27 protein-coding genes and 1 tRNA gene are annotated in these 25,383 nt (G+C 69.1%); 22 read left to right on the forward strand and 6 right to left on the reverse strand.

Features of this window, described 5'->3' with window-relative positions:
• The first annotated feature begins 42 nt into the window (after positions 1-42).
• The 7 genes from ACFWFI_RS04750 to glmS all read left to right on the forward strand — a co-directional run bounded on the left by ACFWFI_RS04750 (position 43) and on the right by glmS (position 8,434).
• Complete coding sequence (locus tag ACFWFI_RS04750) at positions 43-894, forward strand: siderophore-interacting protein (RefSeq protein ID WP_387385473.1); 852 nt, start codon at positions 43-45, stop codon at positions 892-894.
• Between the two features lie 162 nt (positions 895-1,056).
• Positions 1,057-2,505, forward strand: a complete 1,449-nt coding sequence (locus ACFWFI_RS04755; RefSeq protein WP_387385476.1) for a pyridoxal phosphate-dependent decarboxylase family protein — start codon at positions 1,057-1,059, stop codon at positions 2,503-2,505.
• Positions 2,489-3,775: a lysine N(6)-hydroxylase/L-ornithine N(5)-oxygenase family protein gene (locus ACFWFI_RS04760; protein ID WP_387385478.1), complete on the forward strand. Its 1,287-nt coding sequence runs from the start codon at positions 2,489-2,491 to the stop codon at positions 3,773-3,775. Before ACFWFI_RS04755 ends, ACFWFI_RS04760 begins: the two co-directional genes overlap by 17 nt.
• A complete protein-coding gene (locus ACFWFI_RS04765) occupies positions 3,772-4,347 on the forward strand; it encodes a GNAT family N-acetyltransferase (protein WP_387385480.1) in 576 nt (191 codons plus the stop codon). The genes ACFWFI_RS04760 and ACFWFI_RS04765 overlap by 4 nt, the downstream gene beginning before the upstream one ends.
• The gene (locus ACFWFI_RS04770; protein WP_387385483.1) at positions 4,344-6,125 is read left to right on the forward strand and encodes an IucA/IucC family protein; all 1,782 of its coding nucleotides are present in this window, start codon (positions 4,344-4,346) and stop codon (positions 6,123-6,125) included. The genes ACFWFI_RS04765 and ACFWFI_RS04770 overlap by 4 nt, the downstream gene beginning before the upstream one ends.
• A gap of 146 nt (positions 6,126-6,271) precedes the next feature.
• Positions 6,272-6,547: a hypothetical protein gene (locus ACFWFI_RS04775; protein ID WP_031092215.1), complete on the forward strand. Its 276-nt coding sequence runs from the start codon at positions 6,272-6,274 to the stop codon at positions 6,545-6,547.
• A 57-nt stretch (positions 6,548-6,604) separates the two neighbouring features.
• Positions 6,605-8,434, forward strand: a complete 1,830-nt coding sequence (gene glmS, locus ACFWFI_RS04780; protein WP_387385535.1) for a glutamine--fructose-6-phosphate transaminase (isomerizing) — start codon at positions 6,605-6,607, stop codon at positions 8,432-8,434.
• A 92-nt stretch (positions 8,435-8,526) separates the two neighbouring features.
• On the opposite strand, the gene ACFWFI_RS04785 is transcribed toward glmS, so the two are convergent.
• Positions 8,527-9,048, reverse strand: a complete 522-nt coding sequence (locus ACFWFI_RS04785) for a universal stress protein (protein ID WP_383114559.1) — start codon at positions 9,046-9,048, stop codon at positions 8,527-8,529.
• Between the two features lie 823 nt (positions 9,049-9,871).
• On the opposite strand from ACFWFI_RS04785, the gene ACFWFI_RS04790 reads away from it, so the two are divergent.
• The 3 genes from ACFWFI_RS04790 to ACFWFI_RS04800 all read left to right on the forward strand — a co-directional run bounded on the left by ACFWFI_RS04790 (position 9,872) and on the right by ACFWFI_RS04800 (position 11,918).
• The gene (locus ACFWFI_RS04790) at positions 9,872-11,104 is read left to right on the forward strand and encodes a helix-turn-helix domain-containing protein (protein ID WP_387385486.1); all 1,233 of its coding nucleotides are present in this window, start codon (positions 9,872-9,874) and stop codon (positions 11,102-11,104) included.
• Between the two features lie 10 nt (positions 11,105-11,114).
• Positions 11,115-11,720 carry an oligoribonuclease gene (gene orn, locus ACFWFI_RS04795; RefSeq protein ID WP_387385489.1) on the forward strand — a complete coding sequence of 202 codons (606 nt, stop codon included), beginning with the start codon at positions 11,115-11,117 and terminating at the stop codon, positions 11,718-11,720.
• Between the two features lie 125 nt (positions 11,721-11,845).
• Positions 11,846-11,918, forward strand: a tRNA-His gene (locus ACFWFI_RS04800).
• A 103-nt stretch (positions 11,919-12,021) separates the two neighbouring features.
• On the opposite strand, the gene ACFWFI_RS04805 is transcribed toward ACFWFI_RS04800, so the two are convergent.
• Positions 12,022-12,771 (reverse strand): GbsR/MarR family transcriptional regulator, encoded by a 750-nt coding sequence (locus tag ACFWFI_RS04805; RefSeq protein WP_387385492.1) that lies wholly within the window; start codon positions 12,769-12,771, stop codon positions 12,022-12,024.
• 224 nt (positions 12,772-12,995) lie between these two features.
• Here ACFWFI_RS04805 and ACFWFI_RS04810 point away from each other — a divergent pair, with 224 nt between their 5' ends.
• From ACFWFI_RS04810 to ACFWFI_RS04865, 12 genes are all read left to right on the forward strand, one after another.
• The gene (locus ACFWFI_RS04810) at positions 12,996-13,664 is read left to right on the forward strand and encodes a DUF4097 family beta strand repeat-containing protein (protein WP_387385495.1); all 669 of its coding nucleotides are present in this window, start codon (positions 12,996-12,998) and stop codon (positions 13,662-13,664) included.
• A gap of 374 nt (positions 13,665-14,038) precedes the next feature.
• Positions 14,039-14,338: a gas vesicle protein GvpO gene (locus ACFWFI_RS04815; RefSeq protein ID WP_387385497.1), complete on the forward strand. Its 300-nt coding sequence runs from the start codon at positions 14,039-14,041 to the stop codon at positions 14,336-14,338.
• A gap of 57 nt (positions 14,339-14,395) precedes the next feature.
• Positions 14,396-14,842, forward strand: coding sequence for a gas vesicle structural protein GvpA (locus ACFWFI_RS04820; protein WP_387385500.1), 447 nt, complete (start codon positions 14,396-14,398; stop codon positions 14,840-14,842).
• Positions 14,843-14,845: 3 nt separating this feature from the next.
• Positions 14,846-15,559 (forward strand): GvpL/GvpF family gas vesicle protein, encoded by a 714-nt coding sequence (locus ACFWFI_RS04825; RefSeq protein ID WP_387385502.1) that lies wholly within the window; start codon positions 14,846-14,848, stop codon positions 15,557-15,559.
• Positions 15,560-15,589: 30 nt separating this feature from the next.
• Complete coding sequence (locus tag ACFWFI_RS04830; RefSeq protein WP_387385504.1) at positions 15,590-15,847, forward strand: gas vesicle protein GvpG; 258 nt, start codon at positions 15,590-15,592, stop codon at positions 15,845-15,847.
• Positions 15,848-15,872: 25 nt separating this feature from the next.
• Positions 15,873-16,484: a hypothetical protein gene (locus ACFWFI_RS04835; RefSeq protein WP_387385507.1), complete on the forward strand. Its 612-nt coding sequence runs from the start codon at positions 15,873-15,875 to the stop codon at positions 16,482-16,484.
• Positions 16,477-17,646, forward strand: coding sequence for an SRPBCC family protein (locus ACFWFI_RS04840; protein WP_387385509.1), 1,170 nt, complete (start codon positions 16,477-16,479; stop codon positions 17,644-17,646). The genes ACFWFI_RS04835 and ACFWFI_RS04840 overlap by 8 nt, the downstream gene beginning before the upstream one ends.
• Before the next feature lie 37 nt (positions 17,647-17,683).
• A complete protein-coding gene (gene gvpJ, locus ACFWFI_RS04845) occupies positions 17,684-18,151 on the forward strand; it encodes a gas vesicle protein (RefSeq protein WP_387385513.1) in 468 nt (155 codons plus the stop codon).
• Positions 18,148-18,972 (forward strand): GvpL/GvpF family gas vesicle protein, encoded by an 825-nt coding sequence (locus tag ACFWFI_RS04850; protein ID WP_387385516.1) that lies wholly within the window; start codon positions 18,148-18,150, stop codon positions 18,970-18,972. Before gvpJ ends, ACFWFI_RS04850 begins: the two co-directional genes overlap by 4 nt.
• A 20-nt stretch (positions 18,973-18,992) precedes the next feature.
• Entirely contained in the window at positions 18,993-19,229 is a 237-nt protein-coding gene (locus ACFWFI_RS04855) for a gas vesicle protein (protein WP_387385538.1), read from the forward strand.
• Positions 19,230-19,281: 52 nt separating this feature from the next.
• A complete protein-coding gene (locus ACFWFI_RS04860; protein ID WP_387385518.1) occupies positions 19,282-19,683 on the forward strand; it encodes a gas vesicle protein K in 402 nt (133 codons plus the stop codon).
• Between the two features lie 47 nt (positions 19,684-19,730).
• Positions 19,731-20,204 (forward strand): hypothetical protein, encoded by a 474-nt coding sequence (locus ACFWFI_RS04865; RefSeq protein WP_387385521.1) that lies wholly within the window; start codon positions 19,731-19,733, stop codon positions 20,202-20,204.
• Between the two features lie 98 nt (positions 20,205-20,302).
• On the opposite strand, the gene ACFWFI_RS04870 is transcribed toward ACFWFI_RS04865, so the two are convergent.
• From ACFWFI_RS04870 to ACFWFI_RS04885, 4 genes are all read right to left on the reverse strand, one after another.
• Positions 20,303-21,349, reverse strand: a complete 1,047-nt coding sequence (locus ACFWFI_RS04870; protein WP_387385523.1) for a LacI family DNA-binding transcriptional regulator — start codon at positions 21,347-21,349, stop codon at positions 20,303-20,305.
• Between the two features lie 254 nt (positions 21,350-21,603).
• Positions 21,604-23,061 carry a GH1 family beta-glucosidase gene (locus ACFWFI_RS04875; protein WP_387385525.1) on the reverse strand — a complete coding sequence of 486 codons (1,458 nt, stop codon included), beginning with the start codon at positions 23,059-23,061 and terminating at the stop codon, positions 21,604-21,606.
• A gap of 185 nt (positions 23,062-23,246) precedes the next feature.
• Positions 23,247-24,170 (reverse strand): carbohydrate ABC transporter permease, encoded by a 924-nt coding sequence (locus ACFWFI_RS04880; RefSeq protein ID WP_387385527.1) that lies wholly within the window; start codon positions 24,168-24,170, stop codon positions 23,247-23,249.
• A 15-nt stretch (positions 24,171-24,185) separates the two neighbouring features.
• Complete coding sequence (locus ACFWFI_RS04885) at positions 24,186-25,184, reverse strand: carbohydrate ABC transporter permease (protein WP_387385529.1); 999 nt, start codon at positions 25,182-25,184, stop codon at positions 24,186-24,188.
• Positions 25,185-25,383 lie beyond the last annotated feature (199 nt).

The raw sequence follows: 25,383 nt of genomic DNA on the forward strand, positions 1-25,383 counted from the left end.
GGCCGGGCCGCCGCTGTTCCGGTTCCCGGGAGGACCCCTCACATGACGACCGCTGCCGCACCCGCCATCGCCCCCTTCTGGTTCTTCGGCCTGACGGTCCTGCGGACCGGCCGGCTGAGCCCGTCGATGCGGAGAATCACTCTCGGCGGACCGGGAAGCGACGGCTTCGTCGCCGGAGGCAGGGACCAGAGCCTCTCGATCTTCCTGCCGCATCCGGGTCAGACCGAGGCAGTGGTCCCGGTCGACGAGAACGGCGAGTGGTTCGCGGCCTGGCGGGCCCTGCCCCCGGACGTCAGGGCGGTCATGCGCTCGTACACCGTGCGCGCCCAGCGGTGGGCCGAGGACGGCTCGACCGAGATCGACATCGACTTCGCGCTGCACGAGGACGGCGGGCCGGCCTGCCGCTGGGCGGAGGCCGCCGTGCCGGGGCAGCGGCTCACCGTGCTGGGTCCGACCGGCGAGGGCAACAACGGAGTCCGCTTCCAGCCGCCGCAGGACACCGGATGCGTGCTGATCTGCGCCGACGAGACGGCCCTGCCCGCCGCCTCGGCCGCTCTGGAGTGGCTCCCGGCCGGGACGAAGGCCCACGTCTGGCTGGAGGTCCCGCACTCCCAGGACCGGTTGGAGATCCGCACCGAGGCCGACGTGCGCATCACCTGGCTGGTGCGGGACGAGGACGCCCCCTCCGCCGTGGACGCCGTGCGCACCGCCGAACTGCCCGAGGGCACTCCCTATGTCTGGATCGCCGGCGAGTCGTCCGGGGTCAAGGCGCTGCGCCGCCACTTCGTCCAGGAGAGGCTGCTCGACCGCAGGCGGGTCACCTTCGTCGGCTACTGGCGGCGCGGGCTGAGCGAGGAACAGCTGAGGGAGGAAGCGGCGCGCGTGGCCGCGTAACGCGCCTGCGTGCCTTGTGGGGTTCCTGTGACGGTTCCCCCGGGGGGCGAGGAGCACGATCGTTGTTAGGTTAGGCTTCCCTAACTTAACCGTCGCGCCCTCGTCCCCCCTTTCTTCTGCCCGGAGGGCCGCGACGACATCCCCGCCCGGGAGGCCCCCCACATGCGTTCCCACCTGCTCAACCACACGACGGCGGAGGACTACCGTCGCTCCGTCACCGCGGGAGTCGAACAGGTCGCAGCCAAACTCGCCTCCACCGTGCAGCCGTTCAGCGGCATGGGCGTCGACGCCCTCACCCCCGTGGTCGACGCCATCGACCTCGACCGGCCGCTCGGCGACACCGCCGCCGTACTGGATGAGCTCGGCGAGGTCTATCTCCGCGACGCCGTGTACTTCCACCACCCCCGCTACCTCGCCCACCTCAACTGCCCCGTGGTCATCCCCGCGGTGGTCGGCGAGGCCGTGCTCTCCGCGGTCAACTCCTCCCTGGACACCTGGGACCAGAGCGCGGGCGGCACGCTGATCGAGCGCCGGCTGATCGACTGGACGGCCGCCCGCATCGGCCTCGGCCCCGCGGCGGACGGCGTCTTCACCAGCGGTGGCACGCAGTCCAACCTGCAGGCACTGCTGCTGGCCCGCGAGGAGGCCAAGCTCCGCCCGGAGGAGTTCACCCGGCTGCGGATCTTCACCTCGGAGTGCAGCCACTTCAGCGTCCAGAAGTCCGCCAAACTCCTCGGCCTCGGCCCTGATTCCGTCGTGTCCGTCCCCGTGGACCGTGAGAAGCGCATGCAGACCGTCGCGCTGGCCGCGGCCCTCGAACGCTGCGCGGACGAGGGCACCGTACCGATGGCGGTCGTCGCCACCGCGGGGACCACGGACTTCGGCTCCATCGACCCGCTGCCCGAGATCGCCGCCCTCTGCGAGCGGTACGCCGCCTGGATGCACGTCGACGCCGCCTACGGCTGCGGACTGCTCGCCTCGCCCACCAGGCGCGGACTCATCGACGGGATCGAGCGCGCCGACTCGGTCACCGTGGACTACCACAAGTCCTTCTTCCAGCCGGTGAGTTCGTCCGCCGTACTGGTCCGCGACCGGGCCACGCTGCGCCATGCGACGTATCACGCGGAATACCTCAATCCGGAGCGGACCGTCGAGGAGCGCATCCCCAACCAGGTGGACAAGTCCCTGCAGACAACCCGCAGGTTCGACGCGCTCAAACTGTGGATGACGCTGCGCACCATGGGCGCCGACGGCGTCGGTGAGCTGTTCGACGAGGTGTGCGACCTGGCCGCCGAGGGCTGGCGACTGCTGGCCGCCGACCCGCGCTACGACGTCGTCGTGGAGCCGCAGCTCTCCACCCTGGTGTTCCGCTACGTCCCGGCCCGTGTCCGGACGTCCGCCGACATCGACCGGGCCAACCTGTACGCCCGCAAGGCCCTCTTCGCCTCCGGTGAAGCCGTGGTCGCCGGCACGAAGGTCGGCAGCAGCCAGTACCTGAAGTTCACCCTGCTCAACCCCGAAACGACCGCGGCTGACATCACCGCAGTCCTCGATCTGATCGCCGGCCACGCCGAGCAGTACCTGGGAGAGTCCCTTGACCGCGCTTCCTGAGCCCCTCGCCACCCCGTACGACTTCATCGGGATCGGGCTCGGCCCGTTCAACCTCGGACTCGCCTGCCTGACCGAGCCCATCGAGGAGCTGAACGGGCTGTTCCTGGAGTCCAAGCCGGACTTCGAGTGGCACTCGGGGATGTTCCTCGAAGGGGCCCACCTCCAGACGCCGTTCATGTCGGACCTGGTCACGATGGCCGACCCGACCTCCCCGTACTCCTTCCTGAACTACCTGAAGGAGCGGGGCAGGCTCTACTCGTTCTACATCCGGGAGAACTTCTACCCCCTGCGCACCGAGTACAACGACTACTGCCGGTGGGCAGCGGCCCGACTGAGCAGTATCCGTTTCAACCAAACCGTACAGTCGGTTACCTACGACGAGGGCGACGGTCTGTACACCGTCCGCACCGCCGACAGCGCGTTCCGCGCCCGCCACCTCGTCCTGGGCACCGGCACCCCGCCGCACATCCCGGAGGCCTGCCGGGGCCTGGGCGGCGATTTCCTGCACAACTCCCGTTACCTGCAGGAGAAGGCCGCGCTGCAGGCCAAGAAGTCCATCACCCTGGTGGGCAGCGGGCAGAGCGCGGCGGAGATCTACTACGACCTGCTCTCCGAGATCGATGTACACGGCTACCGGCTGAACTGGGTGACGCGCTCCCCCCGTTTCTTCCCGCTGGAGTACACCAAGCTCACGCTCGAGATGACCTCGCCGGAATACGTGGACTACTTCCACGCCCTGCCCGAGGACACCCGCTACCGGCTGGAGTCCGGCCAGAAGGGCCTCTTCAAGGGCATCGACGGCGAACTGATCGACTCGATCTTCGACCTGCTCTACCAGAAGAACCTGCCGGGCCCCGTGCCCACCCGCCTCCTCACCAACTCCGCTCTGAACAGCGCGCGTTACGAGGAGTCGACGGGGACGTACACACTGGGGCTCCGCCAGGAGGAGCAGGGCAGGGACTACGAGCTCGACAGCGAGGGCCTGATCCTCGCCACCGGCTACCGGTATGCCGCGCCGGCCTTCCTGGAGCCCGTCACCGACCGGATCCGACACGACTCCCGAGGCCGATTCGACGTGGCCCGCAACTACAGCATCGACACCACCGGACGCGGGATCTTCCTTCAGAACGCCGGGGTGCACACCCACTCGATCACCTCGCCCGACCTGGGCATGGGTGCCTACCGCAACGCGTACATCATCGGCGAACTGCTCGGCCGTGAGTACTACCCGGTCGAGAAGTCCGTCGCCTTCCAGGAGTTCGCAGCATGACCAGCACGAAAACGATCGGGACGTTCTCCGTACGCCCCATGGACCCCTCCCCCGGCCGGGCAGGCCGGAGGTCCGACGCCGAACTGGTGCACGAGTGGGTCACCCACCCCAGGTCGGCCTTCTGGATGATGGGCGACGCCCGGCTGGAGGACGTCGAGCGGGAGTACATGGCGATAGCCGCCCACCCGCACCACGACGCCTTCATCGGTCTGCACGACGAGCGGCCGGCCTTCCTGATGGAGCGCTACGACCCCACCGAGGTCGAGCTCAAGGGGCTGTACGAGGCGGAGCCAGGCGACATCGGGATGCACTTCCTGGTCGCCCCGCCCGAGACCCCTGTGCACGGCTTCACCCGCGCCGTGATCACCACCGTCATGGAGGAGCTGTTCGCCGATCCGCAGGTGCGCAGGGTCGTCGTCGAGCCGGACGTCACCAACTCCGCGGTGCACGCGCTGAACAAGGCCGTCGGCTTCGAGGTGATCCGCGAGATCACCAAGCCGGAGAAACAAGCCCTGCTCAGCGCATGCACCCGCGAGCAGTTCGAGGCCGCGACCACTGGAGCCGACCGATGACCACACACCCCGCCACCGCCGCCGTCGGCCACCTGACCCCCGAGCGCTGGGCCGTCGCCGACCGGCTGCTGATCCGCAAGGCACTGGCCGAGTTCTCCCACGAACGGCTGCTGGCCCCCGCCCCGCTCGGTGACGGCCGCTACAGCGTGCACAGCGACGACGAGACGGTCGAGTACCGCTTCGCCGCCCGACGCTTCGCACTGGACCACTGGCAGGTCGACGCCGGGTCGATCACACGCCACCGGCACGGCTCGGACCTCCCGCTGGACGCCCTGGAGTTCTTCATCGAGCTCCGCACCACGCTGGGACTGTCGGCCGAGGTCCTTCCCGTGTACCTGGAGGAGATCTCCTCCACACTGGCCGGAACCGCGTACAAGCTGACCAAGGAACCGACCACCTCGGCGCAGCTCGCCGTGGCCGGTTTCCAGGCCATCGAGACCGGGATGACCGAGGGCCACCCCTGCTTTGTCGCCAACAACGGGCGGCTCGGCTTCGGAGTCGGCGAATACCGGGCCTACGCCCCCGAGGCCGCGACCGGAATCCGGCTGGTCTGGCTGGCGGCCCGGCGCGATCGCGCCACCTTCACGGCGGGTGCCGGGCTGGACTACCCCACCCTCATAGCCGGCGAGCTCGGCGAGGAGGCCCTCGGCAGGTTCGCCGCGACGATGACGGACCTGGGCCTCGACCTCGACGACTACCTGCTGATCCCGGTCCACCCCTGGCAGTGGTGGAACAAGCTCGCCGTCACCTTCGCCGGCGAGGTGGCTCGGCAGCACCTGGTCTGCCTGGGCGAGGGCGAGGACGCCTATCTGGCCCAGCAGTCGATCCGGACCTTCTTCAACGCCGACCACCCCGAGAAGCACTACGTGAAGACGGCGCTGTCCGTGCTGAACATGGGCTTCATGCGGGGGCTCTCCGCCGCGTACATGGAGGCCACTCCCGCGATCAACGACTGGCTGGCCGGTCTGATCGAGCGCGACGAGCTGCTGCGCGGCGCCGGGTTCTCGATCATCCGGGAGCGGGCCGCGATCGGCTACCGCCACCGGGCCTACGAGACGGCGACCGCCAAGGGGTCCCCGTACCTGAAGATGCTCGCCGCACTCTGGCGGGAGAGTCCCGTCCCGGCCCTGGCCGGGGGCGAGCGGCTCGCGACGATGGCCTCGCTGCTCCACACCGACGACGAGGGCCGCTCTGTGGCGGGTGCGCTGATCGCCGAGTCGGGCCTGGACCCCGCCGACTGGCTGCGGCGCTACCTGGACGCGTACCTGGTGCCGGTGCTGCACAGCTTCTACGCGTACGACCTGGTGTTCATGCCGCACGGTGAGAACGTGATCCTGGTCATCGAGGACGGCGTCGTACGCCGGACGGTCTTCAAGGACATCGCCGAGGAGATCGCGGTCATGGACCCGGACGCGGTGCTGCCGCCCCAGGTCGAGCGGATCCGCGCCGACGTCCCCGAGGACATGAAACTGCTGTCGGTGCTCACCGACGTCTTCGACTGCTTCTTCCGCTTCCTGGGGGCCGGTCTGGCCACGGAGGGGATCCTCGACGAGGAGACCTTCTGGCGGACGGTCGCCGCGTGCGTCCGGGGCTACCAGGACTCGGTGCCGTACCTCGCGGACAAGTTCGAGCAGTACGACATGTTCACGGAGGAGTTCGCACTGTCCTGCCTGAACCGGCTGCAACTGCGGAACAACCGGCAGATGGTCGATCTGGACGACCCGGCGGGTGCGCTCCAGCTGACCGGCACGCTGCGGAACCCGATCGCGGAGTACTGAACCCTGTGTCCGGCCCCGTCCTCATGGGCGGGGCCGGATGAGAACCTAAGGGGCATTTCCGACATTAGAGCCCCACTGGATGAGATTTCTGCCCGATTTCGGGCAGATTTCTTGCGTAGCGAGACCGATCCACGCAATATCGACGAGTGCTCGAACGCCGCCAGACGCATGACGACCTCATCGACCACCTCGTACGCTCCACCGCGCTCCAGCGCGGCGAGGCCGCCAGGGTGATCCTCGACGTGCTGGCGTACTTCGACGAGACGACCGAGGACTTCGTCCGGCGCCGCCACCGCGAACTGCAGGCCGGCGGCCTGGTGAACACGGAGATCTTCGAGCGGATCGCGGCCGAGCTGCCGCACCGCGCGGTGGCGCCGCAGGAGCTCTCGCTCCGCCAGCTGCGCCGCATCGTCTACGGCTGAGCAGGACGGCGGGCCGGGCACCGGACTTTTTGTACGTCGATGGAGGGGCAGAAATCCATGTGCGGGATCGTCGGTTACATCGGGAAGCGTGACGTGGCTCCGCTGCTGCTGGAGGGCCTGCAGCGGCTGGAGTACCGGGGATACGACTCCGCGGGCATCGTCATCACGGGCAAGGCGCCGGCGGGCAAGCCCGGCGCCCTGAAGATGGTCAAGGCCAAGGGCCGGGTCCGCGAGCTGGAGGCCCGCGTGCCCAAGCGGTTCGCCGGCACCACCGGCATCGCCCACACCCGCTGGGCCACCCACGGCGCCCCGAGCGACGAGAACGCGCACCCGCACCTGGACGCGGAGAGCAAGGTCGCCGTCGTCCACAACGGCATCATCGACAACGCCTCCGAGATCCGCGCGAAGCTCGTCGCGGACGGCGTCGTCTTCCTCTCCGAGACCGACACCGAGGTGCTGGTCCACCTGATCGCCCGGGCACAGGCCTCCACCCTGGAGGAGAAGGTCCGCGAGGCACTGAAGTCCGTCGAGGGCACGTACGGCATCGCCGTCCTGCACGCCGACTTCAACGACCGCATCGTCGTCGCCCGCAACGGCTCCCCCGTCGTGCTCGGCATCGGCGAGAAGGAGATGTTCGTCGCCTCGGACGTCGCCGCGCTCGTCGCCCACACCCGCCAGATCGTCACCCTGGACGACGGCGAGATGGCCACCCTCAAGGCCGACGACTTCCGTACGTACACGACGGAGGGCTCGACCACGACGGCCACGCCCACCACCGTGGAGTGGGAGGCCGAGTCCTACGACATGGGCGGCCACGACACGTACATGCACAAGGAGATCTCCGAGCAGGCCGACGCCGTGGACCGCGTGCTGCGCGGCCGCATCGACGACCGCTTCTCCACCGTGCACCTGGGCGGCCTGAATCTGGACGCCCGCGAGGCCCGCGGGGTCCGCCGGATCAAGATCCTCGGCTGCGGCACCTCGTACCACGCGGGCATGATCGGCGCCGGCCTCATCGAGGAGCTGGCCCGCATCCCCGCGGACGCGGAGCCCGCGTCCGAGTTCCGCTACCGCAACCCGGTCGTGGACCCCGACACCCTGTACGTCGCCGTCTCGCAGTCCGGTGAGACCTACGACGTGCTGGCCGCCGTGCAGGAGCTCAAGCGCAAGGGTGCGCGCGTCCTGGGCGTCGTGAACGTCGTCGGCTCTGCGATCGCCCGTGAGGCGGACGGCGGCATGTACGTCCACGCCGGCCCCGAGGTCTGCGTCGTCTCCACCAAGTGCTTCACCAACACCGTCGTCGCCTTCGCCCTGCTCGCCCTGCACCTGGGCCGCATCCGCGACCTCTCGGTCTCCGACGGCAAGCGGATCATCGAGGGCCTGCGCAAGCTGCCCGAGCAGATCGGCCAGATCCTCGAGGCCGAGGACGAGATCAAGAAGCTGGCCGAGGAGTACGCGGGTGCGCAGTCGATGATGTTCATCGGCCGCGTCCGGGGCTACCCCGTCGCGCTGGAGGCCTCCCTGAAGCTCAAGGAGATCTCCTACATCCACGCCGAGGCCTACCCCGCCTCGGAGCTGAAGCACGGCCCCCTCGCGCTCATCGAGCCGGCGCTCCCCACGGTCGCGATCGTCCCGGACGACGACCTGCTGGAGAAGAACCGCGCCGCGCTGGAGGAGATCAAGGCCCGCAGCGGCCGCATCCTCGCCGTGGCCCACCGTGAGCAGGAGAAGGCCGACCACACGATCCTCGTCCCGAAGAACGAGAACGAGCTGGACCCGATCCTGATGGGCATCCCGCTGCAGCTGTTCGCGTACCACACGGCGCTGGCCATGGGCCGTGACATCGACAAGCCGCGCAACCTGGCGAAGTCCGTCACCGTCGAGTAGTCGTCGAAGTCACCGGCGAGCAGTCCCCGTCCGCTCCGCCGCGGACAGGCGCGTGAAGGGCCCCTGACGCCACGTCAGGGGCCTTTCGGTGCTCAGGGGATGACGATGACCGGGCGCTGGGCGCGGCGCGCGAGACGGCCGGCCACGGATCCGAAGATCCGGCCCACGATGCCGTGCGTGGAACCGACGACGATCGCGTCGGCCGAATACTCCCGGCCGACCTCCTCCAGCTCGTGACAGATGTCCCCGCCGCGCTCCACGAGCACCCAGGGCACCTCGGTGAGATAGTCCGCGCACGCCAGCTCCAGACCGAGGACCTCGGTGCGGTGGTCGGGCACATCGACGAAGACGGGCGGCTCGCAGCCCGCCCAGACCGTGGTCGGCAGCCGGTTGGCCACATGGACGATGATCAGTCCGGAGCTGTGCCGACTCGCCATTCCGATGGCGTACGCGAGAGCTCGTTCGCTGGACATGGAGCCGTCGAATCCGACCACGACGCCATGCCGGAAGGCGGGATCGCAGGAAGGGCGCGACTCTCCGACCGTCTGCGGTTCCGACCCGGGGTCGGCTACCTGCTTGCGGTCTGCGGGTTCAGGGATTTCGTGACCGGCCATCGGTGTCTCGGCGAAGAGAGTCCTCGTGAGGAGAGCGGTTTGGAGGTGTGCCTGTGAGCGGTGAAGCTGTGTCCGGGAAACATCTTCCCAACCCCCTACCCCCAAGGGTACGGCGCCACTCCTCCACTGCCCAGCCCTCGCACAGCGCATACGGCGATGGAGGGAGCATGCCGGAGACCGCCCCGGTATGGCAATGCCGGTTGCGTCGTACATCCAGCTCGTGGACGCTCTGACGGGTTCCGGTCGCGCCCTCCGGCCGCCCCTCGCGGCGACCCCGGCAAGTCGGCCGAATGCACCACCCGCATCTCGGGTCCGGGTCGTCACACCCCGCCATCGCGCAACTGCGCATCGTTCACCTCCGGAGTCCGGACGGCCGGGAGAGGCTCCTGAGGCGCATGGGGGCTCCTGGGGCCAGGGGGCGTACGCCGGTCGCATGACTGGAATACGCGCACGCAACCATCGGTTTTCGGCCAACTTCACCTCCACCCCCTTCTCTTGCTCCCACGGCCGCCCAACCCACGTGCCACCAGGCAGGAATAGACCGCGCGGTACGCTTTGACCCTATGGGGACGGGCCATGATCGCGATGCGCACTTCCCTGTGGGGCTCGCGAGTGAAACGCTTCGTGATCGAACGCTTCGCGCCAAGTTGCCTTGTCGACATAGTGCCGGTGGGGGAACGTGTCACGTCGGCACCACGGGACGCAGTAGATTCGATCATGAGTGTCGAGGACTGGGGACGCGTGCGATACCGAGGGGAAACGTGCAGGAGCGACAGGCCCGTAGGGACCAGGAAGACGCGAACACCGAGGGGGGCTTAGCGTCATGAGCCAGGACTCCGCCACCGCAACGGAGGCCGCACGGAAACTGACCGGGCGGCGACGCCGGGAAGTCGTAGCCGTACTGCTGTTCAGTGGCGGCCCTATCTTCGAGAGCTCCATTCCGCTCTCAGTTTTCGGAATCGACCGGCAGGACGCGGGCGTTCCGCGCTACCGCCTGCTGGTCTGCGGGGGCGAGGAAGGACCGCTGCGCACCACCGGCGGGCTCGAACTCAGCGCGCCGTACGGCCTGGAGGCGATCAGCAGGGCCGGCACCGTCGTGGTGCCCGCCTGGCGGTCCATCACCTCCCCGCCGCCCGCAGAAGCACTGGACGCGCTGCGCCGCGCCCACGAGGAGGGTGCCCGCATCGTCGGCCTCTGCACGGGGGCCTTCGTCCTCGCCGCAGCCGGCCTGCTGGACGGCCGCCCGGCCACCACGCACTGGATGTACGCACCGACGCTGGCCAAACGCTATCCGTCGGTGCACGTCGATCCGCGTGAGCTGTTCGTCGACGACGGCGATGTGCTCACCTCGGCCGGGACGGCGGCCGGAATCGATCTGTGCCTCCACATAGTCCGTACCGACCACGGCACCGAGGCGGCCGGGGCCCTGGCCCGCCGGCTCGTCGTACCGCCGCGGCGCAGTGGCGGTCAGGAGCGCTACCTCGACAGGTCTTTACCTGAAGAGATCGGCTCCGACCCGCTCGCCGAGGTCGTGGCCTGGGCACTGGAGCATCTCCACGAGCAGTTCGACGTGGAGACGCTGGCCGCGCGCGCCTACATGAGCCGACGGACCTTCGACCGCAGGTTCCGTTCGCTCACGGGCAGCGCACCGCTCCAGTGGCTCATCACCCAGCGCGTGCTGCAGGCGCAGCGGCTGCTCGAGACCTCCGACTACTCGGTCGACGAGGTGGCGGGCCGCTGCGGCTTCCGCTCGCCGGTCGCGCTGCGCGGGCACTTCCGCCGCCAGCTGGGGTCCTCCCCCGCCGCGTACCGGGCCGCCTACCGGGCACGCCGCCCGCAGGGCGGGGCGTTGGAGAGCGTCACCACGGTTATCGAGACGTCCGTGCCCGTCCAGGGCACGGCATCGAGCCGGCGGGCCGCAGCCGCGGCCTCCCCCGGCCCGTCCCCGGTCACCGCGACGACGGCTCCGGGTGGCGCCATGGAGCGCCTCGGACCGGGTCCCGAGGCGTATGTTCCGGGTCGCCCGACCCTGCCGGGGCAGCGCAGCGCCCCGTAGGGTGGGGCCCATGAACGACCGCATGGTGTGGATCGACTGCGAGATGACCGGGCTCTCGCTGACGGACGACGCACTCATCGAGGTGGCCGCACTGGTCACCGACTCGGAACTGAACGTGCTCGGCGAAGGGGTGGACATCGTGATCCGCCCGCCGGACGCGGCCCTGGAGACCATGCCCGAGGTGGTGCGGCAGATGCACACCGCCTCGGGCCTCCTCGACGAGCTGGCCAGGGGCACGACCCTGGCCGACGCGGAGGAACGGGTCATGGCCTACATCCGCGAACACGTGAAGGAGCCGGGCAAGGCCCCGCTGTGCGGAAACTCCGTCGGCACCGACCGGGGCTTCCTGGCGCGTGACATGCCGTCGCTGGAGGGCTACCTCCACTACCGGATCGTCGATGTGTCCTCGGTCAAGGAGCTGGCGCGCCGCTGGTACCCGAGGGCGTACTTCAACAGTCCGGACAAGAACGGCAACCACAGGGCTCTGGCCGACATCCGCGACTCCATCACGGAGCTGCGTTACTACCGGGACGCGGTCTTCGTGCCGCAGCCCGGCCCGGACTCGGCCCGCGCCAAGGAGATCGCGGCGCGCCACACGCCGGCCGCCGGACAGTAGCCGCACAACCGCTGGTCACGGGCCCTCCGGGGCCCGTGCACCCGTCCTGAAGAACTCGGGCGCGAGCACCCGCTCGGACCCTGTACACTTTTTCTCGGCCGGTCAGAAAGCGACCGGGCGACATGGTGGGTATAGCTCAGCTGGCAGAGCACCTGGTTGTGGTCCAGGATGTCGCGGGTTCAAGTCCCGTTACTCACCCTGATCGATCAGCCCCTGACCTGGAAACAGGTCAGGGGCTGATTTCTTTTTTCCGCCCCGCCGGACGTGTGCCGCCCGTCACATGCGCGGTCGGCGCAGCCGTCTATCCGTTGTCAGGCCCGGCGGCACCGTCCGAGTCCGTTTCGGGTTTCGCGTAGAGGACCTCGCGGGCCTGCTCCGCGGCGCGGGTCGTGCTCTCGCTGACGAAGTCGAGGAAGCGGGCGATGTTCTCCAGGCGCGCGGCGGCCGGGGTGCCGGGACCGAGGATCCCGACTCCCTCCCGTGCGGTCTCTATGACCTGGACGAGGGACCGGGCACTGGAGATCGTCGCCTGGTACCAGACGTCGTCGTCGACGATGTAGCGCTCGCGGCGGCGTTCGTCGCGTTCACGGCGCACGAGGCCCTGGCTCTCGAGGAACGTGATCGCCTTGGAGATGGACGCCGGGCTGACCTGGAGGCGCTGGACGAGTTCGGACGCGGTAAGGCTTCCCGCGTCCGTGATGTAGAGGCACGCCATCACCCGGGCCATCATCCTGGGCGCGCCCGTGCCCATGAGGACGGTGGTGAACACCTCCTCGTACTCACTCACCGCCTGGGCGTCACGCCCATGGGGTTGCGGGGACACGTCCGCCCCCCGGGGCGCGGTCTGCCTGCGGCGGTGGGTGCGGTGTTCGGTGGCGCGGTGGGCGAGGTCGGCGCGGTAGGCGGTGGGGCCTCCGTTGCGCATCACCTCGCGCGTGACCGTCGAGGTCGGACGGTCGAGGCGCCTGGCGATCTCCGCGTAGGGGAGGCCGTCGCCCAGTCCCAGCGCGATCTGCTGACGTTCCTGCTGGGTGAGTCTGCCTCCCGGCATGGCGATCTCTCCTTCACATGGTCCGTGGTGCCCACACCATAGCGTTCACCTCCAACCGGTTGCAACGAGCGAAGCCTGGAGTGTTGCATTAGATTCAGATCCATTGCAACGAAAAACCATCTTGGACCTGCATGGATTGCGAAAACACGCAACAAGCACGTTGCCTATACCTCGAACGCAACGTAGCGTTTCCATCAACAGAAACACGGACGAAGGAGCGCACGATGCAGAAGTTCGACACCCCCGGCCCGGTCTCCGCCACCCTCGACATCCCCGCCGGCCGCATCCGGTTCATCGCCGCCGACCGGACCGACACCACCGTCGAGGTCCTGCCCGCGAACGCCTCCAAGAGCCGCGACGTGAAGGCGGCCGAGCAGACCGAGGTCTCCTACGACGGCGGTGTCCTGCGGATCGAGGCCCCGGCTGCCACGGCCCGGGTCCTGGGCGCTTCCGGATCCGTCGAGGTGACCGTCCATCTGCCCGCCGGCTCGCACATCGGGGCGAAGACGGCCGCCGCGGAGTTCCGGGGCGTCGGACGGCTCGGTGACGTCGCCTTCGAGGGCGCGGCGGGCTCTGTCGAGCTCGACGAGACCGCGAGCGCCCGCCTCACCCTCCAAGCCGGCGACATCTCGGTCGGCCTCCTGGGCGGCCCCGCCGAGATCACCACCCAGCAGGGCGACATCCGAATCGCCGAGGCCGTCGGCGGCACCGTCACGCTGCGCACCGAGGCCGGCGACATCTCCGTCGGCGCCGCCCCCGGAGTCTCCGCCTCCATGGACGCCGGCACCGCCTACGGCCGGATCCACAACGCACTCAAGAACACCGACGGCGACGCCGGCCTGAACATCCGAGCGACCACCGCCCACGGCGACATCACCGCCCGCAGCCTCTGACCCACATCCTCCGAGAAGCAGGCGACCGTCAACGTCGTCCTCGTCGGCGCCATCGGCTGCCGCGTGCGCGATGCGGGCCGATGCGACCCGCTCAGTGACACCCGCCACACAGAATCCCTCGCCGCATGGCGAGCGGCGGACCGGGCATCCGGTCCCACGGGCCCTGCCGCGCTGTCCCCCGACGCGGCAGGGCCTCTTCGCGCCCGCTCGACGGCCGGGTCGTTGCACGCCGAATATCCGCAGCTGTGTGGAATACGTGACGAGGCATCATGCATACGTTCGGATCGCATGGGCACGCGCAGTGCAGCCCCGAACGGATGGCTGACCGAACGAAGCCGACAGGAAGTCCCAATGACGCGCGGCAGGTGAACCACATGGCGACTACCGGAAACACCAAGAGCGATCAAGGCAGTAGCGGCAGGGTCGATGTCTCCACGGCGATGCGGAACGCAGCCGAACAACTTGCCCAACTTCTCCAGCGCGAGCCCGATTCGGTTTCTTCACTGAATGCGACGGACGACGGCTGGACGGCGAATGTGGAAGTTGTCGAGATCGAGAAGATCCCGGACACCATGAGCGTGATGGCCTCCTATCGCGTGAGCCTCGACGGCCAGGGCCAACTCGTGGGTTACGAACGAATTCGACGGTACGCCCGAGGACAGGTCGACCGCTGACCTGCTCGCTGAGCAACCGTGACCGCAGCAAACCACTCATTGGAAGGACGACCGACCATGAGTCTCGTACAGCAGAGCAACGCCTCCAACAGCGGGGGCGGATCCGGAAATCTCTACGACGTTCTTGAGCTCATTCTCGACAGGGGGCTCGTCATCGATGCCTTCGTTCGTGTCTCGATCGTCGGAATCGAGATCCTCAAGATCGATGTACGTGTCGTCGTGGCCAGCGTGGACACGTATCTGCGCTTCGCCGAGGCGTGCAACCGGCTGGACCTGGAGTCGGGCCGCAAGGCTCCGACCCAGCTCACCGACATAGTCGGCGACACGGTGGAAAGCGGCGCCAAGGGCAAGTCGAAGGGAGCGCTGACCGGCGCGGTCGAAGCCTTCACGGACTCCTTCCAGGGTGGCCGTGACGACTCCGACGACAAGGAGAAGGAGAAGCGGCCGGCGCGCAAGACCTCCGCTTCGAGCAGCCGCCGTACGTCCCAGCGCGGGGAGGAATAACCCATGCCGACCTACATCTACGCCATCACGGCGGCGGACCACCCACTGCGGCTGGACGGCCTGTCCGGTGTCGGGGAACCGGCGTCGGACCTGCGCACCGTCAAGACGGGGGCGCTCGGCGCGGTGGTCAGTGACACGCCGCCCGAACTGCGGGCCAAGCGACGGGATCTCGTCGCCCACCAGAGCGTGCTGGAGCGGCTGATGGCCGACGGCGCGGCGCTGCCCATGCGATTCGGTCTGGTGGGGCCGGACGACGAACAGGTCCGTGCCGCGCTCGAGCAGGGGAAGGACACCTACACGACCCGTCTTTCCGAACTCGACGGCCGGCTCGAGTACAACGTCAAGGTCTCGCGCGAAGAGGAGAGCCTGCTGCGGGAAATTCTCACGGAATCGCCCGAGGCCCGACGGCTCAGCGAGTACACCCGGGAGAATCCGGCGGCACAGGACCAGAAAATGGCCCTGGGCGAGCTCGTGTCGCACGAGATCCAGGCCAGGCAGGAAGCGCTGGGAAGGGAAGTGGCGACCGTACTGGCGGCCGCCGCGGAAAGGGTCTCCGAAGGAGAACCCACGAAGACTCACTTCCTGAACGTGTCCTTTCTGGTGCGGCGTGACGAGGCGTCCGCTTTCTCGCAGACGGTCCACGAAGAGGCCGAGCGCAGGGGCGACGAATACACGTTCGCACTCAACGGCCCGCTCCCGCCCTACAGCTTCGTCTGACGTACAGCCCTCGCAGATGGGAGGTACCCCATGGGCCTCATTTCGCAACTGCTCACCTTTCCGCTGGCCCCGGTGCGCGGTACGGCGTGGGTTCTCGATCAAGTGGTGCTGGCCGCAGAACGCGAGCACTACGACCCGGGACCCGTACGCACGCAATTGGCCGAGCTGGAACGTGAACTCCTGAGCGGAAACATCGACGAGGAAGAGTTCGACCGCCGCGAGGACGAACTGCTGGATCGGCTCGCCGAATGCGAGACCTATCAGAAACGTCTGAACGACAAATCTTGATCTTGGAGACTGAGGTGCTCAACAGATGACCGTCAACGCGAAGATAGGTGCGGCCCTCGTAGGTGGCTACCTACTTGGACGCACGAAGAAGGCCAAGCTGGCGATCGGCTTCGGGATGTTCCTGGCGGGCAAGAAGCTGAGCCTGGACCCGAAGCAGCTCGGCAGGATGCTGGCCGACTCGCCACTCCTCGGCACCCTCAACGACCAGGTCCGCAACGAGCTGGTGGGCGCCACGAAGACGGCCGCCACCAACGCCCTGACGCAGCGGGCGACCGGCCTCGCCGACTCCCTCCGCAAGCGCACCCTGGAACTCGACGATCCGTCCGGCGCGCAGGCGCGGGACGAGGAGGACGAGGGCGACGAGGAGGACGACCTCGACGCGCGCGACGCGCAGGACGACGAGGACGACGAGGAATCGGGCAGCGAGGGCGCGGAGGAGAAGCCGGCCCCGCGCCGCAAGGCAGCGGCCAAGAAGGCGTCCAACCCCGCATCCAAGACCGCGGGCGCCGCCTCCGGAGCCCGTCGTACCGCCTCGGGCGGTGCCCGGAAGAAGACCGGTTCGGCCACCCGCAAGACCGCCTCCGGGACCCGCAGGACGGCTTCGTCGAACGCGCGCCGGGGTGACAGCAATGGCTGACACGGCTTTCAGCAAGCTCAAGGACGACGTGGCGAAGAACCCCGCCACGGACCGCCTCAAGGAAGAGCTGCAGAACTACGTCAGGGCCCGCGCCCAGCACGCGGTCACCAACCTCGGCCACAAGCTCGGCGAGGGGGTCGGCAGACTCGCGGACGGCAAGGACTCACCCGGCGGTGCGGTGAAGACCCTCGCCAAGGGCGGCAAGGCCCTCAGCGAGGGCAAGTCACCGGCACAGGCCGCCGTGAGTGCCGGCGCCTCCCATGTGAAGGACGCCATCAAGGACAAGGTGAAGGGGTTGTTCGGCAAAGGCCGCAAGGGCGGCGGAGGCAAGTCGAAGAGCGTCACGATCTCCGAGGACATCGACGTAGGCGTCCCGGTGCGCGAGGCCTACGACCAGTGGACGCAGTTCCAGGAGTTCAGCACCTTCGCCAAGGGCGTCGTGAGTGTCGAGAAGTCCGACGACACCAGCAGCAACTGGAAGGTGAAGGTCGCCAAGTCCACACGCAGCTGGAAGGCGAACGTCACCGAACAGGTTCCGGACGAGCGGATCACCTGGACCACCGAGGGCGCCAAGGGAACGGTCAAGGGGGTGGTGACATTCCATGCCATCACCGACAACCTGACGCGGGTCCTGCTCGTCCTCGAGTACTTCCCCAAGGGGCTGTTCGAGAAGACCGGCAACATCTGGCGCGCCCAGGGCCGCAGGGCCCGCCTCGACCTGAAGCTCTACCGCAAGTTCATCATGATGCGCGGCGAGGCCACCGACGGCTGGCGCGGGGAGATCCGCGACGGCGAGGTCGTCCTGGAGCACGACGAGGCCGTCGAGGAGGAAGAGGCCCGCGCCGAGGAGGAGAACGGCTCCGAAGCGGAGGAATCCGAGTCCGGCGAGGCCGAGGCGGAGTCCGGGCACCCCGATGAGGACGACGACGAACTCACCGACGGGGAGGAAGAGGAACCCGCCGAGGACGACGACGAGGAGCTTCCCCCGGAGGACGAGGTCTACGAGGACGAGGACGAGGAGGAAGCTCCCGCCGACGAGCCCAGGGCCGAGGACGACTACGAGGACGAGGACGAGGAGGAGGAGGAGCCCCTCGATGACGAGGAAGAGACCGAGGAGCCGGCCCCCCGTTCCCGGCGCCGTACCGCCTCCGCACGCAGCTGACATGCTCCGCCCACAGCACGGATGGGACTGATCCGACGTGACCGATTCACTGGCCGGCCGTATGGGGGCCTCTTCGGCGGCGTCCCCGTACGGACAGCAGCAGTCCTCCGCGAATCTGGCCGACATCCTCGAACGGGTCCTGGACAAGGGCGTCGTCATCGCGGGTGACATCCAGATCAACCTGCTCGACATCGAACTCCTGACGATCAAGCTTCGGTTGCTCGTCGCTTCCGTGGACAAGGCCAAGGAGATGGGCATCGACTGGTGGGAGCACGATCCCTCGCTCTCCTCCCGGGCCCGCCCCGGACAGAGTTCGCAGGTGCGCGGCGCACAGGACGATTCGGCGGTGGATCAGGTGGAGGCGGAGAACGCACGGCTGCGGGCCGAGATAGCCGAGCTGAGGGCAGCCGTGGGGCTGCCCGGCGCATCGGCCGCCGGGGCGGGCCAGGACGCGCTTCCCGGGCGTACCGAGGCGGAGAACACGGAAGGTGAGGAGTCGAAGTGACTGCGGAAGTGGACCGGGCGACGGGTTCGGCGATGTCCTACGTCTACGCCGTCGGCCGCGCCGGAACACCTCTGGAAACGGCACTCGCGGCACAGCCGGGTCTGGAGGGAACCCCCCTGCGCACGGTCCGTGCCGGGGAGCTCGTGGCCCTGGTCTCGTCCGTACCGTCCGCCTTGTACGGGACCGAGGGCGTGAAGGCGCAGATGGAGGATCTCGACCGGCTCGAAGTGCTGGCCCGTACCCACCACGCGGTCGTCGAGGCGGCGTACGAGCACACGACCGTACTGCCCATGCGCCTGGTGACCGTCTACCTGGACGACGAGCGCGTGCGGGACATGCTCGGCGACCGCGAGGCCGAGTTCTCCGCTCTGCTCGGCCGCCTCGAAGGTCATGTCGAGCTCGGCGTCAAGGTCTACGCAGACCCGCGCGAGGCGGTCACGGTGAGCGGCCGCGGGCCGGAGGCGGACGCGGCGGCCGGCCCCGGGCGGGCCTACCTCCAGAGGCGCCGCGCCACGCAGCAGAGCCACCGCGAGACCTATCGGTCGGCGGGAGCGGTGGCCGCCGAGGTGCCCGCCCTGGTGGCCGGCTTCGCCAGCGCGCACGTCACGCACCGTCCGCAGCAGGGCGATCTGGCCCAGGCCGCGGGCGAGAACATCGTCAACGACGCCTACCTGGTCCATGGCACCCGGGCCGACGCGTTCCGCGCGGCGCTCACGGGGCTCGCCGACGGCGTACCGGGCGTGCGCGTCGAGATCACCGGCCCTTGGGCGCCGTACTCCTTCGCCACGCCGCCCGCGGCGGGCGGCGGTGAGCCGCGATGAACGACGAACTGAGCACGGCCATGCCCGGCGCGGGTTTCGCCGAACCCCGCGCCGGGCATTCCGCACGGCCCGACAACTCCGTCGAATCGCTGGCCGGGCGCCAGGTGGCGCTCATCGACCTGCTGGACCGGTTGCTCAACGGCGGAGCGGTGCTCACCGGAGATCTGGTTCTCTCCATCGCCGACGTCGACCTGGTGCACATCAATCTGAGAGCCGTGATCCGGTCGATCACATCGGAGGAACCGGCGCCGTGGTGAGGGCCGTACGCACGTCCCGGCACGGCAACGGCGAATGAGCGAGGAGCACTCCATGCCAGAGGAAGCGGAACCGCGTACACGGGCGGCGAACCTCCAGGAGGTCGCGCAGGCGGCGGCCCACGCCTTCGATCTCGTGCCCGCGGGCCCTGACGAGCGTGGCACACGGGGCGGAGTGGCCCAGCGCCTGGAGACCGACCCGGAGACGGTGGAGCGCGATCTCATCAAACTGGTGCTGACGATCGTCGAACTGCTGCGCCAGCTCATGGAGCGCACCGCGCTGCACCGGGTCGATGTGGGCGATCTCCGTGAGGACCAGGAAGAACGCATCGGGATGACGCTGATGATCCTGCAGGACCGGATGTCGGAGCTCTGCGAGCGCTACGACCTCACCATGGAGGACCTCAACCTCGACCTGGGTCCGCTGGGTTCACTGCTCCCACGGGATTCCGGCTGAATTCCACCGCTTCGTTTCGAGCCGCATCGAGGGGTTACACGAACACCATGACTGCAGAGAGCGAAGAATCCAAGAATGTGAACGGTTCTGCGGCGAAGGCCGGTTCGGGTGCCAGGACGGCCGCCGCCAAGGGGCGACAGACCACCGCGGCGGCCGGCAACCATGCCAAGTCCGGCTCGGCGGTCGCAGCCTCGAAGGCCAAGTCATCGGCGCAGGACGCCAAGTCGTCGGCCCAGGATGCCGCCGAGTCGGCGGAGACCGGTGTCCGGTCGGCCGGCCTGGCGACGAAGCGGGCCGCTGTCGCCGGCTGGGACACGGGTCGGCAGACCGTCCTGGACACGGCGGGCAAGGTGACCTCGACCGCGACCACCGCGTGGACCGTCGTCAAGCACCGCAAGGCGATAGCCGTGGGCGCCGCAGCGGGTCTCGGTGGTCTCGTCGGTGGCGCGTTCGCCCTCGGACGCCAGACGGCCAAGACCCACGCCGGTCCGATCACCCGCCTCACCGGCGGCCGGCTCTGACCGGACCGCGGCAAGCACCGAACCCCTGGAGGGCCGACAGACCGCTGTCGGCCCTCCTTCCGTGCGCGCTGCCGTCCGCGGACAGCGGCGCGCCCTCCTCAGGACGACTCGCGCACCACCAGCTCCGTGGGCAGCACGATCCTCGGGCGCTCCTGTGTGCCGTCGCCCGACGAACGGTTCGCGATCTCCTGGAGCAGGACGCGGGTCATCGTGCGGCCCATCTCCTCGATCGGCTGGCGCACGCTCGTCAGGGGCGGGTCCATGTGGCGGGCCACCGCGGAGTCGTCGAAGCCGATCAGGGCCACGTCGTCCGGGATGCGGCGGCCGGACTCGCGCAGGACCTGGCGGGCGCCGGCCGCCATCACGTCGGAGGCGGCGAAGACCGCGTCCACGTCGGGGCGGCGCTCCAGCAGCTCCCGCATCGCGCGGGCGCCGCCTTCCTCGCTGAAGTCGGCGGGCGCGATCAGCCGCTCGTCGGGGTCGAGACCGGCGGTGGCGATGGCCTTGCGGTAGCCGTCGAGGCGGCGCTGGGCGCCGTAGACGTCCAGGCGGCCGGTGATCGTGGCGATGGAGCGGCGGCCTCGCGATATGAAGTGGTCGACGGCCGCGCGGGCACCCTCGAAGTTGTCGGAGTCCACGGAGGGCAGCGTCTCCGCGGCGTGCCTGCGGCCGCTGATCACGGCGGGCATGCCGAGCTGTTCTAGGAGGTCCGGCAGCGGGTCGTCGGCGTGGACGGAGACCAGGAGCACTCCGTCGACCCGGTGCGCGGTCAGGTACTGGGCCAGCCGGCGGCGCTCGCGGTCGTTGCCTGCGAGGGTCAGCAGCAGCTGCATCTCGGTGTCCGCGAGGGCCGCCCCGACACCCCGCACGATGTCGGAGAAGTACGGCTCGGCGAAGAACCGGGTCTCGGACTCGGGCACGACGAGAGCGATGGCGTCCGTGCGGTTGCCCGCGAGCGCGCGGGCCGCGCGGTTGGGTACGTACCCCAGCTCGGCGACGGCCGCCTCGACGGCCTCCCTGGTCTGTGCGCTGACCCGCGGGGAGCCGTTGATGACGCGTGAGGCCGTGCCCCGCCCCACCCCGGCCCGGGCCGCTACTTCTTCGAGCGTGGGCCGCCCGCCACTCCGTACTCGCGCTGCCGCCATGGCTGCCTCCCGTTCGCGGTCAATTTCTCACAGCGGGTTGGCCAAACCAAGTCCCACCGTCCGATCCCTTGACACTTGTCCGGACCCAGCGGTCCTCTGCAGCGCCACAACTCTTGGGAGCGCTCCCAAGCGTACGGGGTCCGGATGACGAACACGTAAGGCGGGCCGGGAAACGGGGGGCGGAGGAAGGGGCCCGGGCACAGAAAAGCGGGACCAGGCGGTGTGCCGGGTCCCGCTGTTCGTGCTGGTCGGGGTCAGACGGTGCCGACCGGGGGCAGTGCGTGGCGGCGGATCACGTCGGAGTACCAGTGGGCGCTCGCCTTGGGGATGCGGCGCTGGGAGGCGTAGTCGACGTACACGGCCCCGAAGCGCTTCGAGTAGCCGTACGCCCACTCGAAGTTGTCCATCAGAGACCAGAGGAAGTAGCCCCGGACGTCCGCACCGTCGGCCACGGCCCGCTGCACGGCGTCGAGGTGCCCGTGCAGGTAGGCGACGCGCTCGGGGTCCTCCACCTTGCCCTCGGGCGAGACGTAGTCGTCGAAGGCGGCACCGTTCTCGGTGACCATGAGCGGGAGGCCGGGGTGGTCCCGGTGGGTGTCCATGAGGAGGTCGTAGAGCCCGTTGGGGTCGATCGACCAGTCCATCGCGGTGCGCTCCTTCCCCTCGGCGAGGTGGAAGGCGACGTGCTCGGAACCGGGCCACGGGGAGTGGTCGCTGGCGCCGTGGGCATCGCTGCGCGCGTAGTCGGCACCTTCCACCGGGGTGGAGACCAGCGTCGGGGTGTAGTAGTTGATGCCGAGGGCGTCGACCGGGCGGGAGATGGTGGCGAGGTCGCCGTCCCTGACCAGCTTCGACCAGTCCACCAGGTGCGAGGTGTCGGTGATCAGGTCCTCGGGGTACTCCCCCCGCAGAATCGGACCGGTGAAGACACGGTTGCCGACCGCGTCGATGCGGCGGGCGGCGTCCGCGTCGGCCTCGCTGCCGGTGAGCGGACGGACCTGGTGGAGATTGAGGGTGACCGAGGTCTGCGCGGCAGCGGGGAGTTGGGCGCGCAGAACCTCGATCGCCCGGCCATGGGCGAGGTTGAGGTGATGGGCCGCCTGCAGCGCCGCTGCGGGCTCGGTACGGCCGGGGGCGTGCACGCCGGAGGCGTAGCCGAGGTAGGCCGAGCACCACGGCTCGTTGAGGGTGGTCCACATGCCGACGCGGTCGCCGAGGGCGCCGGAGACGATCGCGGCGTAGTCGGCGAAGCGCTCGGCGGTCACACGCTCGGGCCAGCCGCCGGCGTCCTCGAGCTCCTGGGGCAGGTCCCAGTGGTAGAGGGTGGCGACCGGCATGATGCCGGCGTCCAGCAGCTCGTCGACGAGCTTGCGGTAGAAGTCCAGACCGCGCTCGACCGCCGGGCCGCGGCCGGTGGGCTGGACCCGGGACCAGGAGACGGAGAAGCGGTACGCCTTCAGCCCGAGCTGCTTCATGAGGGCGACGTCGTCGCGGTAGCGGTGGTAGTGGTCGGCGGCGATGTCGCCGGTGTCGCCGTTGCGGACCTTGCCGGGCGTCCGGCTGAAGGTGTCCCAGATGGACGGCGTGCGGCCGTCCTCGGCAGCGGCACCCTCGACCTGGTAGGAGGCGGTCGCCGCGCCCCAGATGAAGCCCGTGGGGAACTGCGCCCCGGGCGCCTGCTTGGGGGTGGTGTCGGGTCGTACGGCAGTCATGCGGGAGCGCTCCCATGGGTGGAGGGACAAGGACAGGAAGTGCGGGGGCCCCGGCCCCGTACGGCCTGCGGTCAGGCGCAGGCCGTACGGAACGGCCGGAGGCCGGACCGGGGACGGAACGGGCCGGGGTCGGACCGAAGGAACAGCGGGGCCGGGGTCGGACCGGAGTGGAACGGCGGGCGGGGTCAGCCCTTGACCGCGCCGGACATGATTCCCCCGACGATCTGCTTGCCGAAGATCACGAAGACGACGAGCAGCGGCAGGGTGCTGATCAGCGCGCCCGCCATGACGATGCTCTGGTCGGGCACGTAGGACGCGCTCAGCTGGCCGAGGGCCACCTGGAGCGTGGGGTCCTGCTGGTTCAGTGCGAGGTAGGGCCAGAAGAAGTCGTTCCATGCCTGGACGAACGTGAGCATGCCCAGCACCATCATGGCCGGGCGGGCGACCGGCAGCACGATGCTCCACACGATGCGGAGGTTGTTCGCCCCGTCCATCCTGCCCGCCTCGATGAGCTCGTACGGCAGCGCCTCCAGGAGGTACTGGCGCATGAAGAACACACCGAACGCGCTGACGAGGGTCGGGAAGATCACCGATTCCAGCTGACCGCCCCAGCCGATGTCCGACATCATCATGAACAGCGGTACGACGCTGAGCTGCGGGGGGATCGTCAGCGTGGCGATGACCGCCGTCATCAGCGCGCCGCGGCCCTTGAAGCGCATCTTGGCGAAGGCGTAGCCGGCCAGGGTGCAGAAGAACAGGGTCGCCAGGGTGATGCTGGCGGACACGATCACCGTGTTGACGATGGCCTTGCCGAGGTTGGCCTGTTCCCAGGCCGCCTCGAGGTTGTTGAACAGGTTGCCGCCCGGGATGAGCGGCGGCGTGGTGTCCAGCACCTCGTCCTGGGTGCGGGACGCGGCGACGAGCGTCCAGTACAGCGGGAACAGCGAGCCGAGGCCGACGACGGCGAGTGCGAAGTAGGCGAAGGGGCCCGCGTGGTGCTGGCGGCCGGCTCCGGGCTTGAAGCGGCGGCGGCGCGGAGGCTCGTCACGGACCGCGGCCTTGGAGACGCGGCGGTGGTCCGGAGCGGTGACGGTATTCGTGGTGGTCATGGAAATCGCTCCCCGTCAGGCCGCGGTCTTGCGCACGAGGCGCCCGACGAGCCAGTTGATCGCGGCAATGAGCAGCAGCAGGACGAGCATGGCCCAGGCGACCGCGGCGGCCGGACCGAGGTGTCCGAGGTTCCAGCCGTAGTTGTAGAGGTAGATGCTGAGCGTCTCGTACTGGTGCTCCGTGCCGCCCTGCGCCCCGATCTGGCCGCCTTCGAGCAGGAGGGGCTCACCGAACAGCTGCATGGACCCGATGGTCGAGATGACGATCGTGAAGAGGATCGTCGGCCGGAGCGCGGGAATCGTCACGTTGCGGAACTGCTGCCAGCGCGACGCGCCGTCGAGCGAGGCCGCCTCGTAGAGGTCGGACGGGACCGCCTGCATCGCGGCAAGGTAGATCAGGGTGTTGTAGCCCGTCCAGCGCCAGATCACGATGACCGCGATGGCGATGTTGGACGACCAGTGACCGTTGGCCCAGTTCGTCTCGCCGACACCGAAGAAGCCGAGGACCCAGTTCAGCAGGCCGCCGTCGGCCCGGAACACCAGGGCGAAGACGAGGGCCGCGGAGGCCACCGAGGTGGCGTACGGCGTGAGGATCACGGTGCGCCAGAAGGTGCTGGCCCGCAGCTTGTAGTTCAGGAGGTGGGCGAGCCCCAGCGCGATCATCAGCTGCGGGACGGTCGAGATCACACCGATGACGAAGGTGTTGGTGACCGCGGTCCAGAATTCTGAGTCCTGGAGGATGTTGCTGAAGTTCTCCCAGCCGACCCATTCCATCTGGTCGAGACCGGTCATCTCCACCCGGTGGAGGGCGATCCAGCCGGTGTAGATCAGCGGGTAGAGCCCGAAGGCGCCGAAGACGAGGAAGAAGGGGGCGATGTAGGCGTAGGGCGAGGCCTTGTCGTCGAAGCGCCACAGCCGGCGCCGCCATGCCTGGCGGCGGGGAGTCATGGGCTTCGGGGCGCGGCGGCTGGGCCGGGAGCCTTGTGCGCCCCTGGTGGGGGTGGTGGTTGCCACAGGTGGGAGTCCTTCCCTGGGGTGTGCCGACACCGCAGGGGCAGGCCGGACCTCTGTTCAGGTCCGGCGGAGGTGTCGGAAAAGGTGCGCGGTGCCGATGGGGGAACCGGCACCGGTGCGGGCCGGCCGGGACGCGTGGAAGTCGTACCCGCCCCCCCCCCCCGCGGGGGGGAGCCCAGGGGGGTTTAAAAATAAACGA

Origin of the sequence: Streptomyces sp. NPDC060209 (genome assembly GCF_042728155.1) — a bacterium.
Taxonomy (GTDB): Bacteria; Actinomycetota; Actinomycetes; order Streptomycetales; family Streptomycetaceae; genus Streptomyces.